Source organism: Bacillus haimaensis (assembly GCF_048270625.1).
Classification (GTDB): domain Bacteria; phylum Bacillota; class Bacilli; order Bacillales; family Bacillaceae_I; genus Sutcliffiella_A; species Sutcliffiella_A haimaensis.
Genome location: NZ_CP158164.1, coordinates 622,173 through 637,404, shown reverse-complemented (window position 1 = coordinate 637,404; position 15,232 = coordinate 622,173). Strand labels below are relative to the sequence as shown.

Sequence of the window (15,232 nt, the reverse complement as noted above, 5' to 3'; positions counted from 1 at the left end):
AACATTCTTAGGGTATAACCTAGTTATGAAAACGATTCCAAAACGTCCACATAGTTAAATGGAAAGTTCTTTTGAAAGGTCATACATTTTGCGATCAATGGTATGAGTCCTGGATAAAGCTTCAATAATATCATGATCCACTAATTCATTACTTTGAATACCGACACATCTTCCGCCCTTGCCATCAAGTAAAAGTTCTACCGCACGAGCACCGAGACGACTTGCAAGTACACGATCATGGGCTGTTGGCGAACCACCACGCTGAATATGACCCAATACGCTGACACGAGTTTCGAATTTAGTTTCTTCCTGGATTTTCTTACCGAATTCCACACCGCTGCCAACGCCTTCAGCTACAATAATAATACTGTGCTTTTTGCCACGATCCGATCCACGTTTAAGCCTTGAAATAACCTCATCCATTTCATCTTCCGCTTCTGGAATAAGAATGGTTTCCGCTCCTCCAGCAAGTCCTGCCCATAATGCAATATCACCTGCATGTCTACCCATTACTTCAATTACATATGTACGTTCATGGGAAGTTGCCGTATCGCGTATTTTATCAATTGCATCAATAACAGTATTTAAAGCTGTATCGAATCCAATGGTAAAGTCCGTACCTGGAATGTCATTATCAATAGTTCCTGGAACACCGATACATGGGAAGCCGTGCTCTGTCAATTTCTTCGCACCCTGGTAGGAACCGTCTCCACCAATAACAACCAATGCTTCAATTCCATGTTTTTTCAGGTTTTCAATTCCTTTAAGCTGGCCTTCCAATGTTTTGAATTCCTCACAACGTGCAGAATAGAGCATGGTACCTCCGCGATGAATAATATCTCCAACTGAACCTACTTCCAGTTTCTTAATATCCCCATCTATCAGACCAGCGTATCCGCGATAAATCCCGTATACTTCCATATTGTGAAAAATAGCTTTCCGAACAACCGCTCGTACCGCAGCATTCATACCTGGTGCATCTCCACCACTCGTCAGTACGCCAATTCGTTTCATATCTCAATCACCTCTTAGGCATTTTTGCTTATTAACTTTCATCCAAACATATATTTTATTAGAAATCTGCTTAGATTGCAAAGCTGTTTTATTAAAAATTAACACGAAGGTATGTCGAAAACAATAGAAAACAGTCGAATAATTGTTGCAGAAACAGAAACTTTTCCTATCATTTAGAATTGAAACATCCGCAATTTACCATATCCCTTCAAATAAATCGTTCAGTTTAAGAATTGGGATGAGATTATTTAGCTGTTGATTGGAGCAATAGGCGAAGACTCCTGCGGGAGGTAGCGATTAGTGGAGACCCCACAGGCGAAGCCGAGGAGGCTCCACAATCGCCCCTTGGGTCGCTGCGCCTAGTGCGGAAATCAACAGCGGTGTTTCAAAAGCCTGAAAAATCAAAAAAGAGGAAGAGTTGTAACTAACTCAGCCTCTTTTTTGAGATGCTATTGTTTGATTTTCTCCAGGTTTTCCTTAAAAGAAAATTCCCCAATACGCTTATATTTCGCATAGCGATGCTCGATAAGCTCCTCAGGTGTCAATGGCATCAAATCTTGAAGAGATTCCTTGATGATCTCCCTTATTCCGTTTGCCTGGAAATCCACATTCTTATGGGCGCCACCCTTGGCTTCCGGAATGATTTTATCAATGATGCCAAGTTCAAATAGATCCGGAGCAGTGATCCTCATGGATTCAGCCGCTTTTTTGGCAAGTGATGCATCCTTCCAAAGTATAGCAGCCGCGCCTTCTGGTGAGATAACGGAGTACGTGGAATTCTCAAGCATATGCAAGTGATTCCCCACTCCTAAAGCCAGAGCTCCTCCGCTGCCGCCTTCCCCGATTACAATACAGATGACAGGAACCTTCAAGCCAGCCATTTCAAAAAGGTTTTTTGCGATTGCTTCACTCTGGCCACGCTCTTCTGCAGCCTTACCAGGGTAGGCACCCTTCGTATCGATGAAGCAGATAATCGGACGATTAAATTTCTCTGCCTGATACATGAGACGCAAGGCTTTTCTATATCCTTCAGGATGAGGCATACCGAAGTTGCGGCGGATATTCTCCTTTGTATCCTTCCCGCGCTGATGTCCGATAACTGTTACCGGAATCCCTTCAAACTTGCCGATTCCACCAACGATCGCCTGGTCATCACCAAAGTATCTGTCACCATGGCATTCCAAAAAGTTCGTGATGACTCTTTCTATATAATCCAAAGTGGTAGGCCTTTCCGGGTGTCTTGCAATCTGTACACGATCCCACGGATTCAGGTTACCATATATATCGCTTTCCAGCTTTTCCAATCTTACTTCAAGCTTTTCAATCTCGTTGGAAAGATCCATATCACTGTTTTTCGTAAATTCTCTCAGTTCACCGATTTTTTTCCGCAATTCCACAACCGGTTTTTCAAATTCCAGTTCCCCTACCATTTGGCATCACCTCCAGGAGCGTGAATATCTAATACGTTGGATAAGGTTTCCTTTAAGTCCAGACGGGAGATTACTGCGTCCAACTGACCGCACTTCAGGAGAAATTCTGCTGTCTGGAAATCTTCCGGAAGCTCTTCCCTGATCGTCTGCTCGATGATTCTTCGGCCTGCAAATCCGATAAGTGCTTTCGGTTCAGCAAAATTATAGTCTCCTAAAGAAGCAAAACTAGCTGAAACTCCACCAGTAGTAGGATGGGTCATAATGGAAATAATTAACCCTCCGCTTTCGCTATGGAGTTTTAGCGCACTGCTCGTTTTTGCCATTTGCATCAGACTTAGAACACCCTCCTGCATTCTCGCACCGCCTGATGCAGTGAAAATGATGAATGGCACTCCTTTTTCCTTTGCTTTTTCAATGGCTCTGGTAATTTTCTCCCCAACTACAGACCCCATACTTCCCATACGGAAGGTGGAATCCATGACTGCTAGGACGAGAGGGAAATTGTTCAATGTCCCTTCCCCGGTAACAACCGCTTCATTGATGCCAGTTTTCTTTCTGTCACCTTCCAATTTCTCCAGATAGTTTGGAAACTGTAGGGGATTTTCAGAAATCATGTCTGCATCATAAGCAACAAAGCTCCCTTTATCGAGCAGACTGTGAATTCTTTCTTTTGCATTCATAGGATGATGATGGTTACAATGCAGGCAAACTTTCAGGTTTTTCATCAATTCTTTTGTATACATGATCTTTTTACAGCTTGGACACTTCGTCATGATCCCTTCTGGAACATCTTGATTCGCTACTTCAGATGGTATAGAAGCGTATTTCTTCTTTTTCATAAATAAATCCTTTAACAAAACAACAGAACCTCCCTTATCTACTTGCATTCCTATCTCCCCATACCTCACTAGGAGCCAGAAGCTGCAAAATAACATTTCTACTAGTTTACGTACACTTGTATTATTGTCCTAATTCTTTATCATCTGCCATTGGTATTTGGTCCTAATAATAGGTGAAAATATAGGCAAGCAAGGCTGTTAAAATTATAGTAATAAACAAAATCCTCTACTTACCAATATACTTGTACTATTAATGTAACGGAAATGTGTTGAATGATGTTGTAGAAATTTGTCTACTTGCTCACGACAATTTCCGCAAAATGTTTTTCATATAGTAATATTGCCTCATTGGCATTTTTCTCTTCTAGCAATTGAATAAGAGAGTTGAACAAGTCATTCTCTATTCTAATATCTTTGGTGATAATTAGTGCATAACTATTGACGATATTCCATATTCTCAACATTAGACTATTATCAATAAGTGTAACCATCTGTTTGAAAAAATCAGTCCTTGAAAATTCGTCGGACTCGATCATCTCTTTTAAAAGGGTAAATTCCTTCACATCTGCTTTCTTAGCAAAGAGCTGGATACAGGTCTTTTCAATTTCCATTTTTGTTTCAAGAAGATCTGTCTTCGTCTTATCCTGCTCGAGAATAAACGTTCCAAGCAGCTCAACCAGATGATGTTCCTTGAAATCCTTGATGAATGTCCCTTCGCCACGTTTCGTTTCAATGAGACCCAGAAGCTCCAATGCACGAAGCGCTTCACGAACAGAAGACCGCCCGACATTCAATCTGTCGGACAGCTCTCGTTCTGAAGGAATCTTATCACCGCTGCTTAATCCATCCTCTACAATAATGGAACGGATTTTTTTGACGATCTCTAGATACATTTTTGTAGGTGTGGTTGTCATGGACTATTCACTTTTTCCGATAATCGCAGCTTTTCTTGTTTTTTCCGCTACTTCTTCGGGATCCACCTGAATTCTCGCAACTCCCGTTTCCATTGCAGCTTTGGCAACGGCTGCTGCCACTGCAGGAGCTACTCTTGGATCGAAAGGAGCAGGGATGACATAATCTGCACTTAATTCGTCGGTAGCAACAAGACTGGCAATTGCTTCAACCGCCGCAATCTTCATTTGCTCATTGATATGTGTCGCTCTGACATCCAATGCCCCGCGGAAAATACCTGGAAATGCAAGAACATTGTTAACCTGGTTAGGGAAATCGGAGCGTCCCGTTCCAATGACACTCGCCCCAGCAAGCTTCGCCTCTGCAGGCATTATTTCCGGATTCGGGTTTGCCATAGCAAAAATGATGGACTTTTCGTTCATGCTTTCTACCATCGCCTGAGTAAGGGCCCCTTCAACGGAAACTCCGATAAAGACATCTGCACCCTGCATCACATCAGCAAGCGTACCTTCCACCCTATTACGATTGGTATATGTTGCCACTTCCGCTTTCACACTGTTCATCCCAAAAGGACGCCCTTCATAGATGGCACCCTTGGAATCACACATGGTGATATCACGGACACCATAGCGGTATAAAAGCTTGATGATGGCGATTCCTGCCGCACCAGCACCATTGGCAACCACTTTGATTTCCCCGATATTTTTTCCTACAAGTTTCAATGCATTGACAAGTCCAGCGACTGTAACAATTGCCGTTCCATGTTGGTCGTCATGGAAAATAGGGATGTTTGTTTCCTTTTTCAAGCGCTCTTCAATCACAAAACAGTTAGGTGCTGCGATGTCCTCAAGGTTCACTCCACCGAATGTCGGCTCTAACAGCTTGACTGTTTCCACGATTTTATCAACATCCGTCGTGTTCAAGCAGATTGGGAACGCATCCACCCCGGCAAAGCTCTTGAATAATACAGCTTTCCCCTCCATAACTGGCAGTGCCGCTTCCGGTCCGATGTTACCAAGCCCCAATACCGCTGTACCATCTGATACGACCGCTACCATATTGCCCTTCATTGTATAGTCATACACTTTATTTTTATCATCATAGATCGCTTTACAAGGCTCAGCTACACCAGGTGAATATGCCAGACTCAGATCTTTCGCATTTCTGACAGGTACTTTTGACTTTGACTCCAACTTCCCTTGGTGAATCTTATGCATATGTAACGCTTCTTCTTTTAGTGACACTTTTTGGTCCCCCTTGATTAAATGGCTTGCGCACCATGATAAGTGCTATTGCTAGAAAATATTATAATTATAGTCCGTGTATACTTGATGGGAGCTACCATTCTCATATGCTTTTATTTTACTAGGAGTAGAAGAAAAGCGGAAGTATTAAACTGAATCAGGAAGGTGGTCAGACCACCTTCCTGTTAACTATAGCATAATATTAATTATTGTAAAGATTTTTTGAATACCACATTTGCCTCGCCCAGCAATTCCTTCAGGGCATCCAAACAGGCATCTGTTGGCGTTACATGATAAGTAGGCTGAAGTCTGACCGTTTTTTTCTCTTTGATATAGTGAAGGTATACAGGCGATGGGCCGTGAAATTCTTTTAGCACCTGTTGCACCTTTTGCAGGACATCTCCCCCTTGCAGATGCTCTTCAATCTGCAAATAGATATTTCCTACCAAGTGTTCATATGTTTCTTTTAAGGAATCCATGCTCATCACATTTTTCAGAATCAGTTGTTCCTTGCCGTCCCGGAGCTCCAGGTTCCCTTCAGCAAGAACAGTTTGACCGGTTTTCAGGACAGAGGAGAACTTTCTATATAGATCCGGGAAGGCAACCGCCTCTAAATCTCCCGTCTGGTCGGACAAAGTCAGGAAGGCCATCAGATCACCTTTCTTTGTCCGAATGACACGCTCGGCTGTTACGAATACGCCAAGCTTGGCCCTTTTTGCATTTCCTCCAAGGATATCCTGGATAAAGGCCGTTCCCCCCAGTTGGAAATAGGCTGCAAAAGGTTCTGTAGGATGCTTGGACAAATAGAATCCCAGCGCTTCTTTTTCAAGTTGAAGCTGTTCTGTCAGTTGAAGAGGCTCCACCTTCACATACTTAGGTTTCAGGGAAAATTCCTCTTCAATGAAAAAGTCGATTTGATCATCGTTTGCGGGCATCATCAACTCTGCATGCTGAAGCGCTACATCCAGGGTGGCGAGCAGGGTGGCCCGATCTTCCTTGAACTCGTCAAGTGCTCCACCATAGATGAGGGTTTCCATTGCTTTTCTGCTAACCTTATTGGAAAGCCGTGTGCAAAAATCAAAGAGGTCCACAAACTCCTTTTTCCTGCGCTCTTCGACGATGGCTTTGATGATTTGACCGCCGACACCCTTTAAGGTGAGCAGGCTGAACCTGATCATATTATTCTCCACCTGGAAGTAATAGCCGCTCTTGTTGACCGAAGGAGGCAACACAGTGATGCCCTTTCTTTTTGCCTCATTGATGTATTGGGCCACCTTCTGTTCACTGCCTACCGCACCACTCATCAAAGTTGCCATGAAAATGGTAGGATAATTTGCTTTAAGGTAAGCCAATTCATAGGAAATCATACTGTATGCCACGGCATGGCTTCTGTTGAATCCGTAATCAGCAAAGCGGACGATCAAATCATAGACCTGATTGGCGGTAGTTTCATCATAGCCCTTTTTCAAGCAGCCGCTTACGAAATGGTTACGCTCTTCTGCCAGCACTTCTTTCTTCTTCTTCCCCACCGCTCGTCTTAGCAGATCCGCTTCTCCAAGTGAAAAGCCAGCCATAACAGCAGCTATCTGCATGATCTGTTCCTGATATACGATGACACCATACGTATTTTTAAGAATCGGCTCGAGGTCAGGATGAAGGTATTCCACTTTCTTCTTACCGTGCTTTCTGTCAATGAAGAGTGGAATCTGCTCCATTGGGCCAGGACGATAGAGGGCATTGACAGCAACAATGTCTTCGAGGGACGTAGGCTTCAGTCTTGTTAACACCTTTTTCATACCCGGAGACTCCAATTGGAAGATGCCTGATGTGTCCCCATCACTCAGCAGTTTAAAGGTGGAAAGATCGTCAGCTGGCAGTTCTTCCATGCTTTTGTAATTCTGTTTTGATTTTTTCAACTGATTTTGAATGTTTTGGATCATGGTCAAGTTGCGCAGACCGAGAAAATCCATCTTTAACAGTCCCAGTTCCTCGAGCGTCTCCATTGTAAACTGGGTAAGGTAGATATCCTCGTGACCTGACTGGATCGGAATAATTTCTGTTAACGGCTTGTGGCTGATGATCACCCCTGCAGCATGAGTAGAGCTGTGTCTTGGAAGACCTTCTATTTTTTTTGCAGCGGCAAATGCCCGTTTCCGCTCCTCTGATTCATTGATTGCTCTTCTTAACTGCTCATTTTCCTGATAAGCCGCATCAAGGGTGATGCCTGGTCTCGATGGGATCATTTTGGATATCATCTCGATCTCTTTACCGGACAGATTCAGCACTTTGCTGACATCCCTCCAGGCTGCCTTGGCAGCGAGGGTTCCAAAGGTGATGATCTGGGCTACATGCAGTTCCCCGTACTTCTGGGCTACATATTGAATGACCTCGTCACGCCTATTGTCCTGAAAATCGATATCGATATCAGGCATCGTGATTCTCTCCGGGTTCAGGAATCGTTCAAACAGAAGCTGATGCTCAATCGGATCGACATTCGTAATATATAGACTGTAGGCTACCAGTGAACCGGCAGCTGAACCACGCCCCGGTCCTGTGAGAATGCCTTCTTTTCTGGCAAAATACATAAAGTCCCAAACGATCAGAAAATAATCGCTGAACTTCATGCCCTTTATCACTTTCAATTCATAACGAAGCCGTTCTTTATAGGTTTCGTCCACCTCACCCAAGCGTTCCGTGAGCCCGAGCCAGCATCGTTCTTCAAGATACTCATCAGCGGAAAGACCATCCTCGACAGGATAACTCGGCAATGCATTCTGATTAAACTGTATGTCAACCTGGCATCTCTGGCTGATGAGATAGGTATTTTCCAGCGCTTCAGGAATATCCTGAAACAGCTCCACCATCTCGTTGACATTTCGCAAATAGTGGGGAGCGGTTTTCGGGAGGGATTCAAGCTTCACTCCCTCTTTGATCGAACGGAGACATTCATAGACAAAAGCATCCTCCTGCACCATGTATTGGACTTTACTTAATGCTACGATAGGCAATGTCAGGGCTTTACGGAGCGCTTCAGATTGTTCATATGCTTCTTTGGTGTTACGATCGATACCGAGAAATACATGCTGCTTGCCAAACATTCCTGTATACTGCTTGACGATGCCTTCGAGTGCTTCCGATTCTTCCACCCAAGCCAATTCCGATTCTGTTGCAGAGAGTATCGCGGTCAAACCCGCAGCATAGTGCTTGAGCCATTTTTTCGGGACACCTTGAGGTGACTTTGTTTGTACAATGCTCGAGAGCTTCATCAGATTTGTATAGCCCTGTATGTTTTCTGCAAGCAATACAATCGAACTGCTTTCTGCATCCTCCTCGGCATTCAAAACAGATAGTTTCAGTCCGATAATCGGCTTGATATCCGCTTTTTTGCATGCTTTATAAAAATCAACCGCCCCATACATCACATTTTCATCCGTTAATGCCAGAGAAGTTAATCCAAGTTGTTTTGCTCTGTCAATCAGCTGGCTGAATCGTACCGAACTGTTCAACAAACTGAAAGAGCTCATTATATGTAAATGGACGACACTCATTTTTATCACACCTTACTAACTGATCCTGAATTTATTATAAATTTTCCTTTTATTAAAAAACAATCCTGATAACCTAAGTCTAACACATCATACTTCCTACTCCCTGTCCATATATATAAATAATGACAGAAAGGATGATGGATATGGATGTAAAGGATCCATTTGTAGCAACGATGCTATTCAGCTTCTTTATTGCGATTGGTGTCATTATTGGTGGGGCCATCATAGGTGGTATTGCCGCCTTTTTAGTGGGGGATGCACCATTGACAAGGATTTTTCGGCTTGCAAACAGCTTGAAGATATGGGCCATTGTGGCGGCCATCGGTGGAACATTTGATACTTTTTACAATCTGGAAAAAGGACTGTTTAACGGGGAGACAAAATTCCTTGTCAAACAGCTCCTCCTGATCATTTCCGCAACCGGTGGCGCTCAGACAGGTGCTTTGATCATCAGCTGGCTGACACAGGAAGAACTTTGAGATGCGGGTGCCTCCTTATCATAAAGAGCCAAGCTGGCAGCTATTCTTTTCAGGAGTCGTGCTTGGTGCAGTCATTGGTTGGGTAGTGTTCTTGATTTTGTATGGAGCCATTCAGGAGCGGCAGGTTGGTGACTTGATAAAAGCAAAAAAACAATTGGAGCTGTCTGAAGCCAGATATCATATTTTGATAGAAGACAATGAAAAACTGAAAGAGGAGAAAGATAAACTGAAGGTGCAGGATATCAAGATTGTCATTATCAATCATGACAAGTACATGCTGGGATCCCTGACTCGGTTTTCCATCATAGAAGGAATCAAAGAGGATTTGAACCATCTCATCGCAAAGGAAGTCAAAGGTATCAAGGACAATAAGGAGCTCTTGAAAAAAACGATAGAAAACAAAAGCTACGAACTGGATGAAAAGAAATACTATTTTCATGTGGAAGATCTTTATATTGATACGACCATTGAAATTGGTCTTATGATCGTGAAGGTGGAGTGATGGGAGGCTGGAGTCGGATGACGTCAGCCTCTATCTTTTATTCTCCCTGCAATTGCGCTCTGCACGTTTCAATCAAATCACTCAGCACATTCTCCGCCTCATCCCACTTGTAGATCGAAGCTCCGGATGCCAGAGGATGCCCCCCGCCGTTATAGCGCTTAGCCACCTGGTTTACTATCGGACCTTTGGAACGGAGTCTTACTCTGATCTGATCCGTTTCCTCAATAAAGAAAACCCAGGCCTTAATTCCTTCTAGGTTACCAAGCATACCAATCAATTGAGACGCTTCGGAAGGCAATGCGTTATAACGCTGAAGAATCTCTTTTGTGATTCTCATGGAAGCGACCCCCTCATCATGCAGGGTGAAGTTTTCCAGCACATACCCACTCAGCTTTGCAACATGAAGTTTCATTTTATAAAGCTCATTGTAAAGGTCAGTCATGGAGAAACCATAGCTTAATAGCTCGCCTGCATACTGAAAGGTTTTAGTGTTGGTGCTTTTGAAAAGGAATCGTCCTGTATCCCCGACAATCCCTGCAAAGATCAGTCTTGCCGCTTCTTTTGTCATTCGGTAGCCCTGATGCTCCCCCGCAAGATAAAGTTCATAGATCATCTCGCTTGTAGAGCTTGCTTCCGTATCAACCCAAACCAGGTCTCCATATTTGTCATCGTTGGGATGATGGTCGATTTTTATCAGCTTGCTTGCCAGCTTATAGCGCTCATCACAGATTCGTTCCGCATTGGCCGTATCACAGACTATCACGAGTGCTCCTTCATAGCTGGAATCAGGTATCTCATCCAATCTGCTAAGGAAATTCAGGGATTCCTCAGCTTTTCCTACTCTGTACACCATCTTCTCTGGATAAGACTCTTTGATGATTTCAGCCAGTCCACATTGAGATCCATATGCATCAGGATCCGGGCGAACATGGCGGTGAACAATTATGGTGTCATGGGCCTTGATTTCATCTATTATTTGCTGCTTCATACTATCCCTCATTTATCTGTTTCATTACTTTCATTTAATCATAGTTTCTCTTAATATCAAAGTAATATTGAGGGTTCCGACAATCACAACTGGGAGCAATAGTAGAATTTTTGTCACGAACACGTTACAATAAGATGGCAATCTTTTGTTAAAATGAAACTAGTTCACATATAAGGAGTGTTCCGCATGCCTATTTTTGTATTTTTGATCATTTTCTCGTTCATTTTCTACTTGTTCTATAAAGTGAAATACTTCCGTACCCAATTGCCTGCAGAAAAGAAATGGCTAAGCGCGAAATCCAGTATGGCTCTGGGCAGCTTCGTCTTATTTTTCGGGTTGAATACAATTATCAATCCATTATCGACTGTGGCGATTGTGGTCGGAGTCGTACTTATCCTGGTGGGTGCAGCCAGCTTTTGGGCCGGACTTAAGTCATACCGTTTCTACCTTCCATATGCAATCAAGGAAGCGGAATATGTAAAAGAACAGGAAATGAAAGAAAAGACGGTTACGAATTGATAGATTATGCAATAAAAAAAGAACCGGATTCCCACATACAGGGAACCCGGTTCTTTTTTTATTGCATCAACTGCACCATCATCATCGCTTTTCCGACAACGGAGCCTTCATGGTAGACTTCTACGTCCACTTTTCCGAACTTACGCCCAACCTCGAGTATCTTCGGTTTAATCTCAATCATGCTATCAATCTGGACAGGCTTGATAAAGTAAATGGTGATATTCTCAACAACCATATCACCCTTTTTCAGGTTACGGATTGCCCGTTTTGCAGCTTCCGTGACGATTGTTGTAAATACTCCATAGGAAATGGTCCCAACAGAGTTCGTCATCTGAGGAGTCACTTCGCTTTGGTAGTGTTCCTCCCCCTTTGTCTCTGTTACATCCACGAATTGATTGGTCACGATATCGTCCAGCGTTTCCCCGACCTGTGGCTGCCTTTGGATCATCTGCAGCGCCTTCAGCACATCCTGGCGGCTGATGATGCCAAGCAAGCGTTGGTTTGGATCGACAACCGGAAGCATCTCAATGCCTTCCCACACCATGATATGCGCTGCTGAAGCAACTGACGTTTTTCCGTTAACGGTAATCGGGTTTTTCGTCATCACTTTTTCAATCAGAAGACCATTATCTTTTCCGAGTACGTCCTTGGAGGTGACGACACCCTGGACTTTCAGGTTCTTATCAATAATCGGAAAACGGCTATGCTTGATTTCCTCATTATATTTATACCAGTCATTGATTGTATCCTCTGTCGTGAGATAGGTCGTTGCTTCAATAGGAGTCAATATGTCCTCTACCAATACAATTTCTTTTTTGATGAGCTGGTCATAGATGGCACGGTTGATCAGCGTCGCCACGGTAAATGTATCATAGCTACTCGAAATGATCGGAAGCTTCATTTCGTCCGCGAGCTTTTTTACATGCTCATCTGTATCAAATCCGCCTGTGATAAGCACAGCGGCACCTGCTTCAATTGCAAGCTGATGGGCATTCGTCCGGTTACCGACAATCAATAGGTTGCCCGCTTCCGTATAACGCATCATCGCTTCAAGCTTCATGGCGCCGATGACAAATTTATTCAAGGTTTTATGTAACCCTTCTTTTCCGCCCAACACTTGTCCATCCACGATATTGACAACCTCAGCAAATGTCAGCTTTTCGATGTTTTCTTTCTTTTTTCGTTCGATGCGGATCGTACCTACACGTTCAATGGTACTGACGTAGCCTTTGTTTTCCGCATCCTTGATCGCCCGATATGCTGTCCCTTCACTCACAGTCAGCTCTTTCGCGATCTGACGAACAGAAATCTTCTCCCCGATTGGCAGTTCTTCAATAAAATGGATAATTTGTTCATGCTTTGTCACACTCTTCACCCGTCCAACTAATTATTTATCCCTTTATTATACGGTGGAAAGGTGGTGGATTCAATGAGTTTACTAATATTGGCGCAAACGCACCCTTTTTTCCTGCTCGATTTTCACTTTGCTCACGATGCGCTTTCTTTTCGGAAGATACATAAGTGCTGCAATATTACCCCCGACTGCCATCAAACATACCACAAGCCATGCAAGCGCAAACCAGCCTGCAAGTCCATCTTCTCCCATCGGAAGCCTTGGCACTGCCACATATAACAACGCTCCGATGCAAAGCAAGCATAGCAGAATTCTATTTTTCATCTACAGTCCCTCCCACTCTATTAACAGCTTGTTCTATATATATTCTGGAGGTCAAAAAAAAGAAGCAGGGAATTCTGCTTCTCTTAACGTTACAATTTTATTGTGTCCCCCGCCTTCATCACAAGCCCAGTCTGCTTCTGCAGTCTTGCAACAAATTCGTCCGGATTCTGTTCGATTACAGGGAATGTGTTGTAATGGATGGGAACCACCTGCTTGGCATCCAGCCATTTTGCAGCCTGCAATGCATCCTCAGGTCCCATTGTATAATTGTCCCCGATCGGCAGGAAGGCCAGATCAATCTCGTTCAGTTCCCCAATCATTTTCATGTCAGAGAATAGACCCGTATCGCCGGCGTGATAAATCGTTTTGTCTTCTATCGTCAGCAAAATCCCGCTTGGCATACCAGTATAGACGATTGTTTTTGATTCATAATCCGTATAGCTTGAGCTGTGAAAAGCCTGGGTCAGCTTCACCGTACCAAAATCAAAGGTATGGGATCCGCCAATACTCATTCCGTGTGTTCTCAAACCTTGCCATTCCAAGTATTCTGCAAGCTCAAATGGCGCGATGACCAGCGCATCATTTTTCAGAGCAAGATCTACCGTATCGCCTACATGGTCATTGTGTCCATGTGTGAGGAGGATCACGTCCACTTTTACATCCTCAAGCTTAAGATCTGTACTGCCGTTCCCTGTAATAAATGGATCAAACAAAATCGTTTTCCCCTTCGCTTCCACTTTCACAACAGAGTGACCATGAAATGAAACCTTCATAACTATCCTCTCCTATCGATAGATTTCTATCATAGCTTCTCTTCCAAAAGGGAGAAATCCTCCTTTTAATTTTACAGATGTATGATTCCCTGCTAATCTAAATGTAAAACACACATACTTTGTAAGTGGAATGATCTAGAAGGAGTGATAGAAATGAAAGAACAACGACTCGAACAGCTCGTAAATTGGGTAAAAGAAGAAAACCTTTCCGCATGTTTTTTAACTTCCACACCGAACGTTTTTTACCTCACAGGATTCTACACAGATCCCCATGAGCGTTTATTGGGGCTTCTCGTTTTTCCTGACAACGAGCCTGCAATCGTCTGCCCGAATATGGAAAGGGAGCAGGTGAAGAAAAGCGGATGGACATTTGGAATCATTGGCTATGACGACACGGACGATCCATGGGAAAAAGTGAAGGAAGATGTAGAAAAGCGTAACGTTACAATCGAAAAACTTGCGATTGAACAGGAGCATATGACGGTTTCACGTTTCCAAAAGCTTCAGGAGATTTTCCCTCAAGCTGCATTTACTTCTGCGGAAGTGAAGATGTATGAGCTTCGTTTGACCAAGGATGAGGATGAGGTTTCCATTTTGCGTGAGGCGGCAAAGCTTGCTGACTTCGGAGTGGAAGTAGGCGTACATAACATTAAAAAAGGCCGTACCGAGCAGGAGCTTGTGGCCATTATTGAATACGAGTTAAAGAAAAAGGGAATCAGCCAGATGTCCTTCTCCACGATGGCACTTGCCGGGGAAAAGACAGCGTCACCACACGGTAAACCGGGACTCGATACTATCCAGCATGGCGACCTTGTACTATTCGATCTCGGCGTGGTCCTGAATGGCTATTGTTCAGACATTACCAGAACGGTCGCATTCGGGGATGTAGGCGAAAAGCAGCAGGATATTTACGAAACAGTTCTGAAAGCCCAAACCTCGACACTTGAGATTTGTAAGCCTGGTGTTGAGATTGGACTGATTGACCGTACTGCCCGCTCCATCATTACTGAAAAAGGGTATGGAGAGTATTTCACACATCGCATCGGTCATGGTCTCGGCATCGAGGTACATGAATATCCGTCCATGAATGCAACAAACACAATGAAGCTCCAAAAAGGGATGGCCTTCACGGTCGAGCCTGGCATCTACAAGCCGTCAGTTGGTGGCGTAAGAATCGAGGATGACATCCTGGTGACAGAAAGCGGAATAGAGATCCTGACAAGCTATCCGAAAGACTTGCAGATTATCAAAGCATAATAGATAAAATGGTCAGAGTTTTTTGTTTAAGCTCTGACCATTTTTAATA

At 43.7% G+C, this 15,232-nt stretch carries 14 protein-coding genes; 4 read left to right on the top strand and 10 right to left on the bottom strand.

All coding sequences use genetic code 11. The features are described from left to right. Positions 1–54: 54 nt before the first annotated feature. From pfkA to dnaE, 6 genes are all read right to left on the bottom strand, one after another. Entirely contained in the window at positions 55–1,014 is a 960-nt protein-coding gene (pfkA, locus tag ABN702_RS03050; RefSeq protein WP_417899346.1) for a 6-phosphofructokinase, read from the bottom strand. A gap of 449 nt (positions 1,015–1,463) precedes the next feature. Next, positions 1,464–2,444: an acetyl-CoA carboxylase carboxyl transferase subunit alpha gene (accA, locus tag ABN702_RS03045; RefSeq protein WP_417899345.1), complete on the bottom strand. Its 981-nt coding sequence runs from the start codon at positions 2,442–2,444 to the stop codon at positions 1,464–1,466. After that, a complete protein-coding gene (gene accD, locus ABN702_RS03040; protein WP_417900805.1) occupies positions 2,438–3,301 on the bottom strand; it encodes an acetyl-CoA carboxylase, carboxyltransferase subunit beta in 864 nt (287 codons plus the stop codon). The genes accA and accD overlap by 7 nt, the downstream gene beginning before the upstream one ends. 275 nt (positions 3,302–3,576) lie before the next feature. Further along, complete coding sequence (locus ABN702_RS03035; protein WP_417899344.1) at positions 3,577–4,197, bottom strand: FadR/GntR family transcriptional regulator; 621 nt, start codon at positions 4,195–4,197, stop codon at positions 3,577–3,579. Positions 4,198–4,200: 3 nt separating this feature from the next. Next, positions 4,201–5,439 carry an NAD(P)-dependent malic enzyme gene (locus ABN702_RS03030; protein ID WP_224839258.1) on the bottom strand — a complete coding sequence of 413 codons (1,239 nt, stop codon included), beginning with the start codon at positions 5,437–5,439 and terminating at the stop codon, positions 4,201–4,203. A gap of 206 nt (positions 5,440–5,645) precedes the next feature. After that, positions 5,646–8,987 carry a DNA polymerase III subunit alpha gene (dnaE, locus tag ABN702_RS03025; protein ID WP_417899343.1) on the bottom strand — a complete coding sequence of 1,114 codons (3,342 nt, stop codon included), beginning with the start codon at positions 8,985–8,987 and terminating at the stop codon, positions 5,646–5,648. Between the two features lie 143 nt (positions 8,988–9,130). On the opposite strand from dnaE, the gene ABN702_RS03020 reads away from it, so the two are divergent. Both ABN702_RS03020 and ytrI read left to right on the top strand, forming a co-directional pair. Continuing rightward, positions 9,131–9,466 (top strand): YtrH family sporulation protein, encoded by a 336-nt coding sequence (locus ABN702_RS03020; RefSeq protein WP_417899342.1) that lies wholly within the window; start codon positions 9,131–9,133, stop codon positions 9,464–9,466. Position 9,467: 1 nt separating this feature from the next. Continuing rightward, a complete protein-coding gene (ytrI, locus tag ABN702_RS03015; RefSeq protein WP_417899341.1) occupies positions 9,468–9,968 on the top strand; it encodes a sporulation membrane protein YtrI in 501 nt (166 codons plus the stop codon). A gap of 37 nt (positions 9,969–10,005) precedes the next feature. On the opposite strand, the gene ABN702_RS03010 is transcribed toward ytrI, so the two are convergent. Further along, on the bottom strand, positions 10,006–10,956 hold the full coding sequence (locus ABN702_RS03010; RefSeq protein WP_417899340.1) for a DHH family phosphoesterase: 951 nt from the start codon (positions 10,954–10,956) through the stop codon (positions 10,006–10,008). Between the two features lie 186 nt (positions 10,957–11,142). Between ABN702_RS03010 and ABN702_RS03005 the strand changes: the two genes are divergently transcribed. Beyond that, positions 11,143–11,475, top strand: a complete 333-nt coding sequence (locus tag ABN702_RS03005; RefSeq protein ID WP_386642823.1) for a YtpI family protein — start codon at positions 11,143–11,145, stop codon at positions 11,473–11,475. Positions 11,476–11,533: 58 nt separating this feature from the next. Here ABN702_RS03005 and ABN702_RS03000 read toward each other — a convergent pair whose 3' ends face one another. The 3 genes from ABN702_RS03000 to ABN702_RS02990 form a co-directional block, all read right to left on the bottom strand. Next, the gene (locus ABN702_RS03000) at positions 11,534–12,841 is read right to left on the bottom strand and encodes a DRTGG domain-containing protein (protein ID WP_417899339.1); all 1,308 of its coding nucleotides are present in this window, start codon (positions 12,839–12,841) and stop codon (positions 11,534–11,536) included. 72 nt (positions 12,842–12,913) lie between these two features. Further along, a complete protein-coding gene (locus tag ABN702_RS02995) occupies positions 12,914–13,153 on the bottom strand; it encodes a hypothetical protein (protein WP_417899338.1) in 240 nt (79 codons plus the stop codon). An 89-nt stretch (positions 13,154–13,242) separates the two neighbouring features. Then, a complete protein-coding gene (locus ABN702_RS02990) occupies positions 13,243–13,926 on the bottom strand; it encodes a metal-dependent hydrolase (RefSeq protein WP_417899337.1) in 684 nt (227 codons plus the stop codon). 153 nt (positions 13,927–14,079) lie between these two features. Between ABN702_RS02990 and ABN702_RS02985 the strand changes: the two genes are divergently transcribed. Continuing rightward, positions 14,080–15,183, top strand: coding sequence for a M24 family metallopeptidase (locus ABN702_RS02985; RefSeq protein ID WP_417899336.1), 1,104 nt, complete (start codon positions 14,080–14,082; stop codon positions 15,181–15,183). Positions 15,184–15,232 lie beyond the last annotated feature (49 nt).

Coding starts and splice junctions, on each gene's coding strand:
- ABN702_RS03010 (WP_417899340.1), bottom strand. CDS start 10,956: ATGAAGCAGCAAATAATAGATGAAATCAAGGCCCATGACACCATAATT.
- dnaE (WP_417899343.1), bottom strand. CDS start 8,987: ATGAGTGTCGTCCATTTACATATAATGAGCTCTTTCAGTTTGTTGAAC.
- ABN702_RS03035 (WP_417899344.1), bottom strand. CDS start 4,197: ATGACAACCACACCTACAAAAATGTATCTAGAGATCGTCAAAAAAATC.
- ABN702_RS02985 (WP_417899336.1), top strand. CDS start 14,080: ATGAAAGAACAACGACTCGAACAGCTCGTAAATTGGGTAAAAGAAGAA.
- pfkA (WP_417899346.1), bottom strand. CDS start 1,014: ATGAAACGAATTGGCGTACTGACGAGTGGTGGAGATGCACCAGGTATG.
- ABN702_RS02990 (WP_417899337.1), bottom strand. CDS start 13,926: ATGAAGGTTTCATTTCATGGTCACTCTGTTGTGAAAGTGGAAGCGAAG.
- ABN702_RS03020 (WP_417899342.1), top strand. CDS start 9,131: ATGGATGTAAAGGATCCATTTGTAGCAACGATGCTATTCAGCTTCTTT.
- accA (WP_417899345.1), bottom strand. CDS start 2,444: ATGGTAGGGGAACTGGAATTTGAAAAACCGGTTGTGGAATTGCGGAAA.
- ytrI (WP_417899341.1), top strand. CDS start 9,468: ATGCGGGTGCCTCCTTATCATAAAGAGCCAAGCTGGCAGCTATTCTTT.
- ABN702_RS02995 (WP_417899338.1), bottom strand. CDS start 13,153: ATGAAAAATAGAATTCTGCTATGCTTGCTTTGCATCGGAGCGTTGTTA.
- ABN702_RS03005 (WP_386642823.1), top strand. CDS start 11,143: ATGCCTATTTTTGTATTTTTGATCATTTTCTCGTTCATTTTCTACTTG.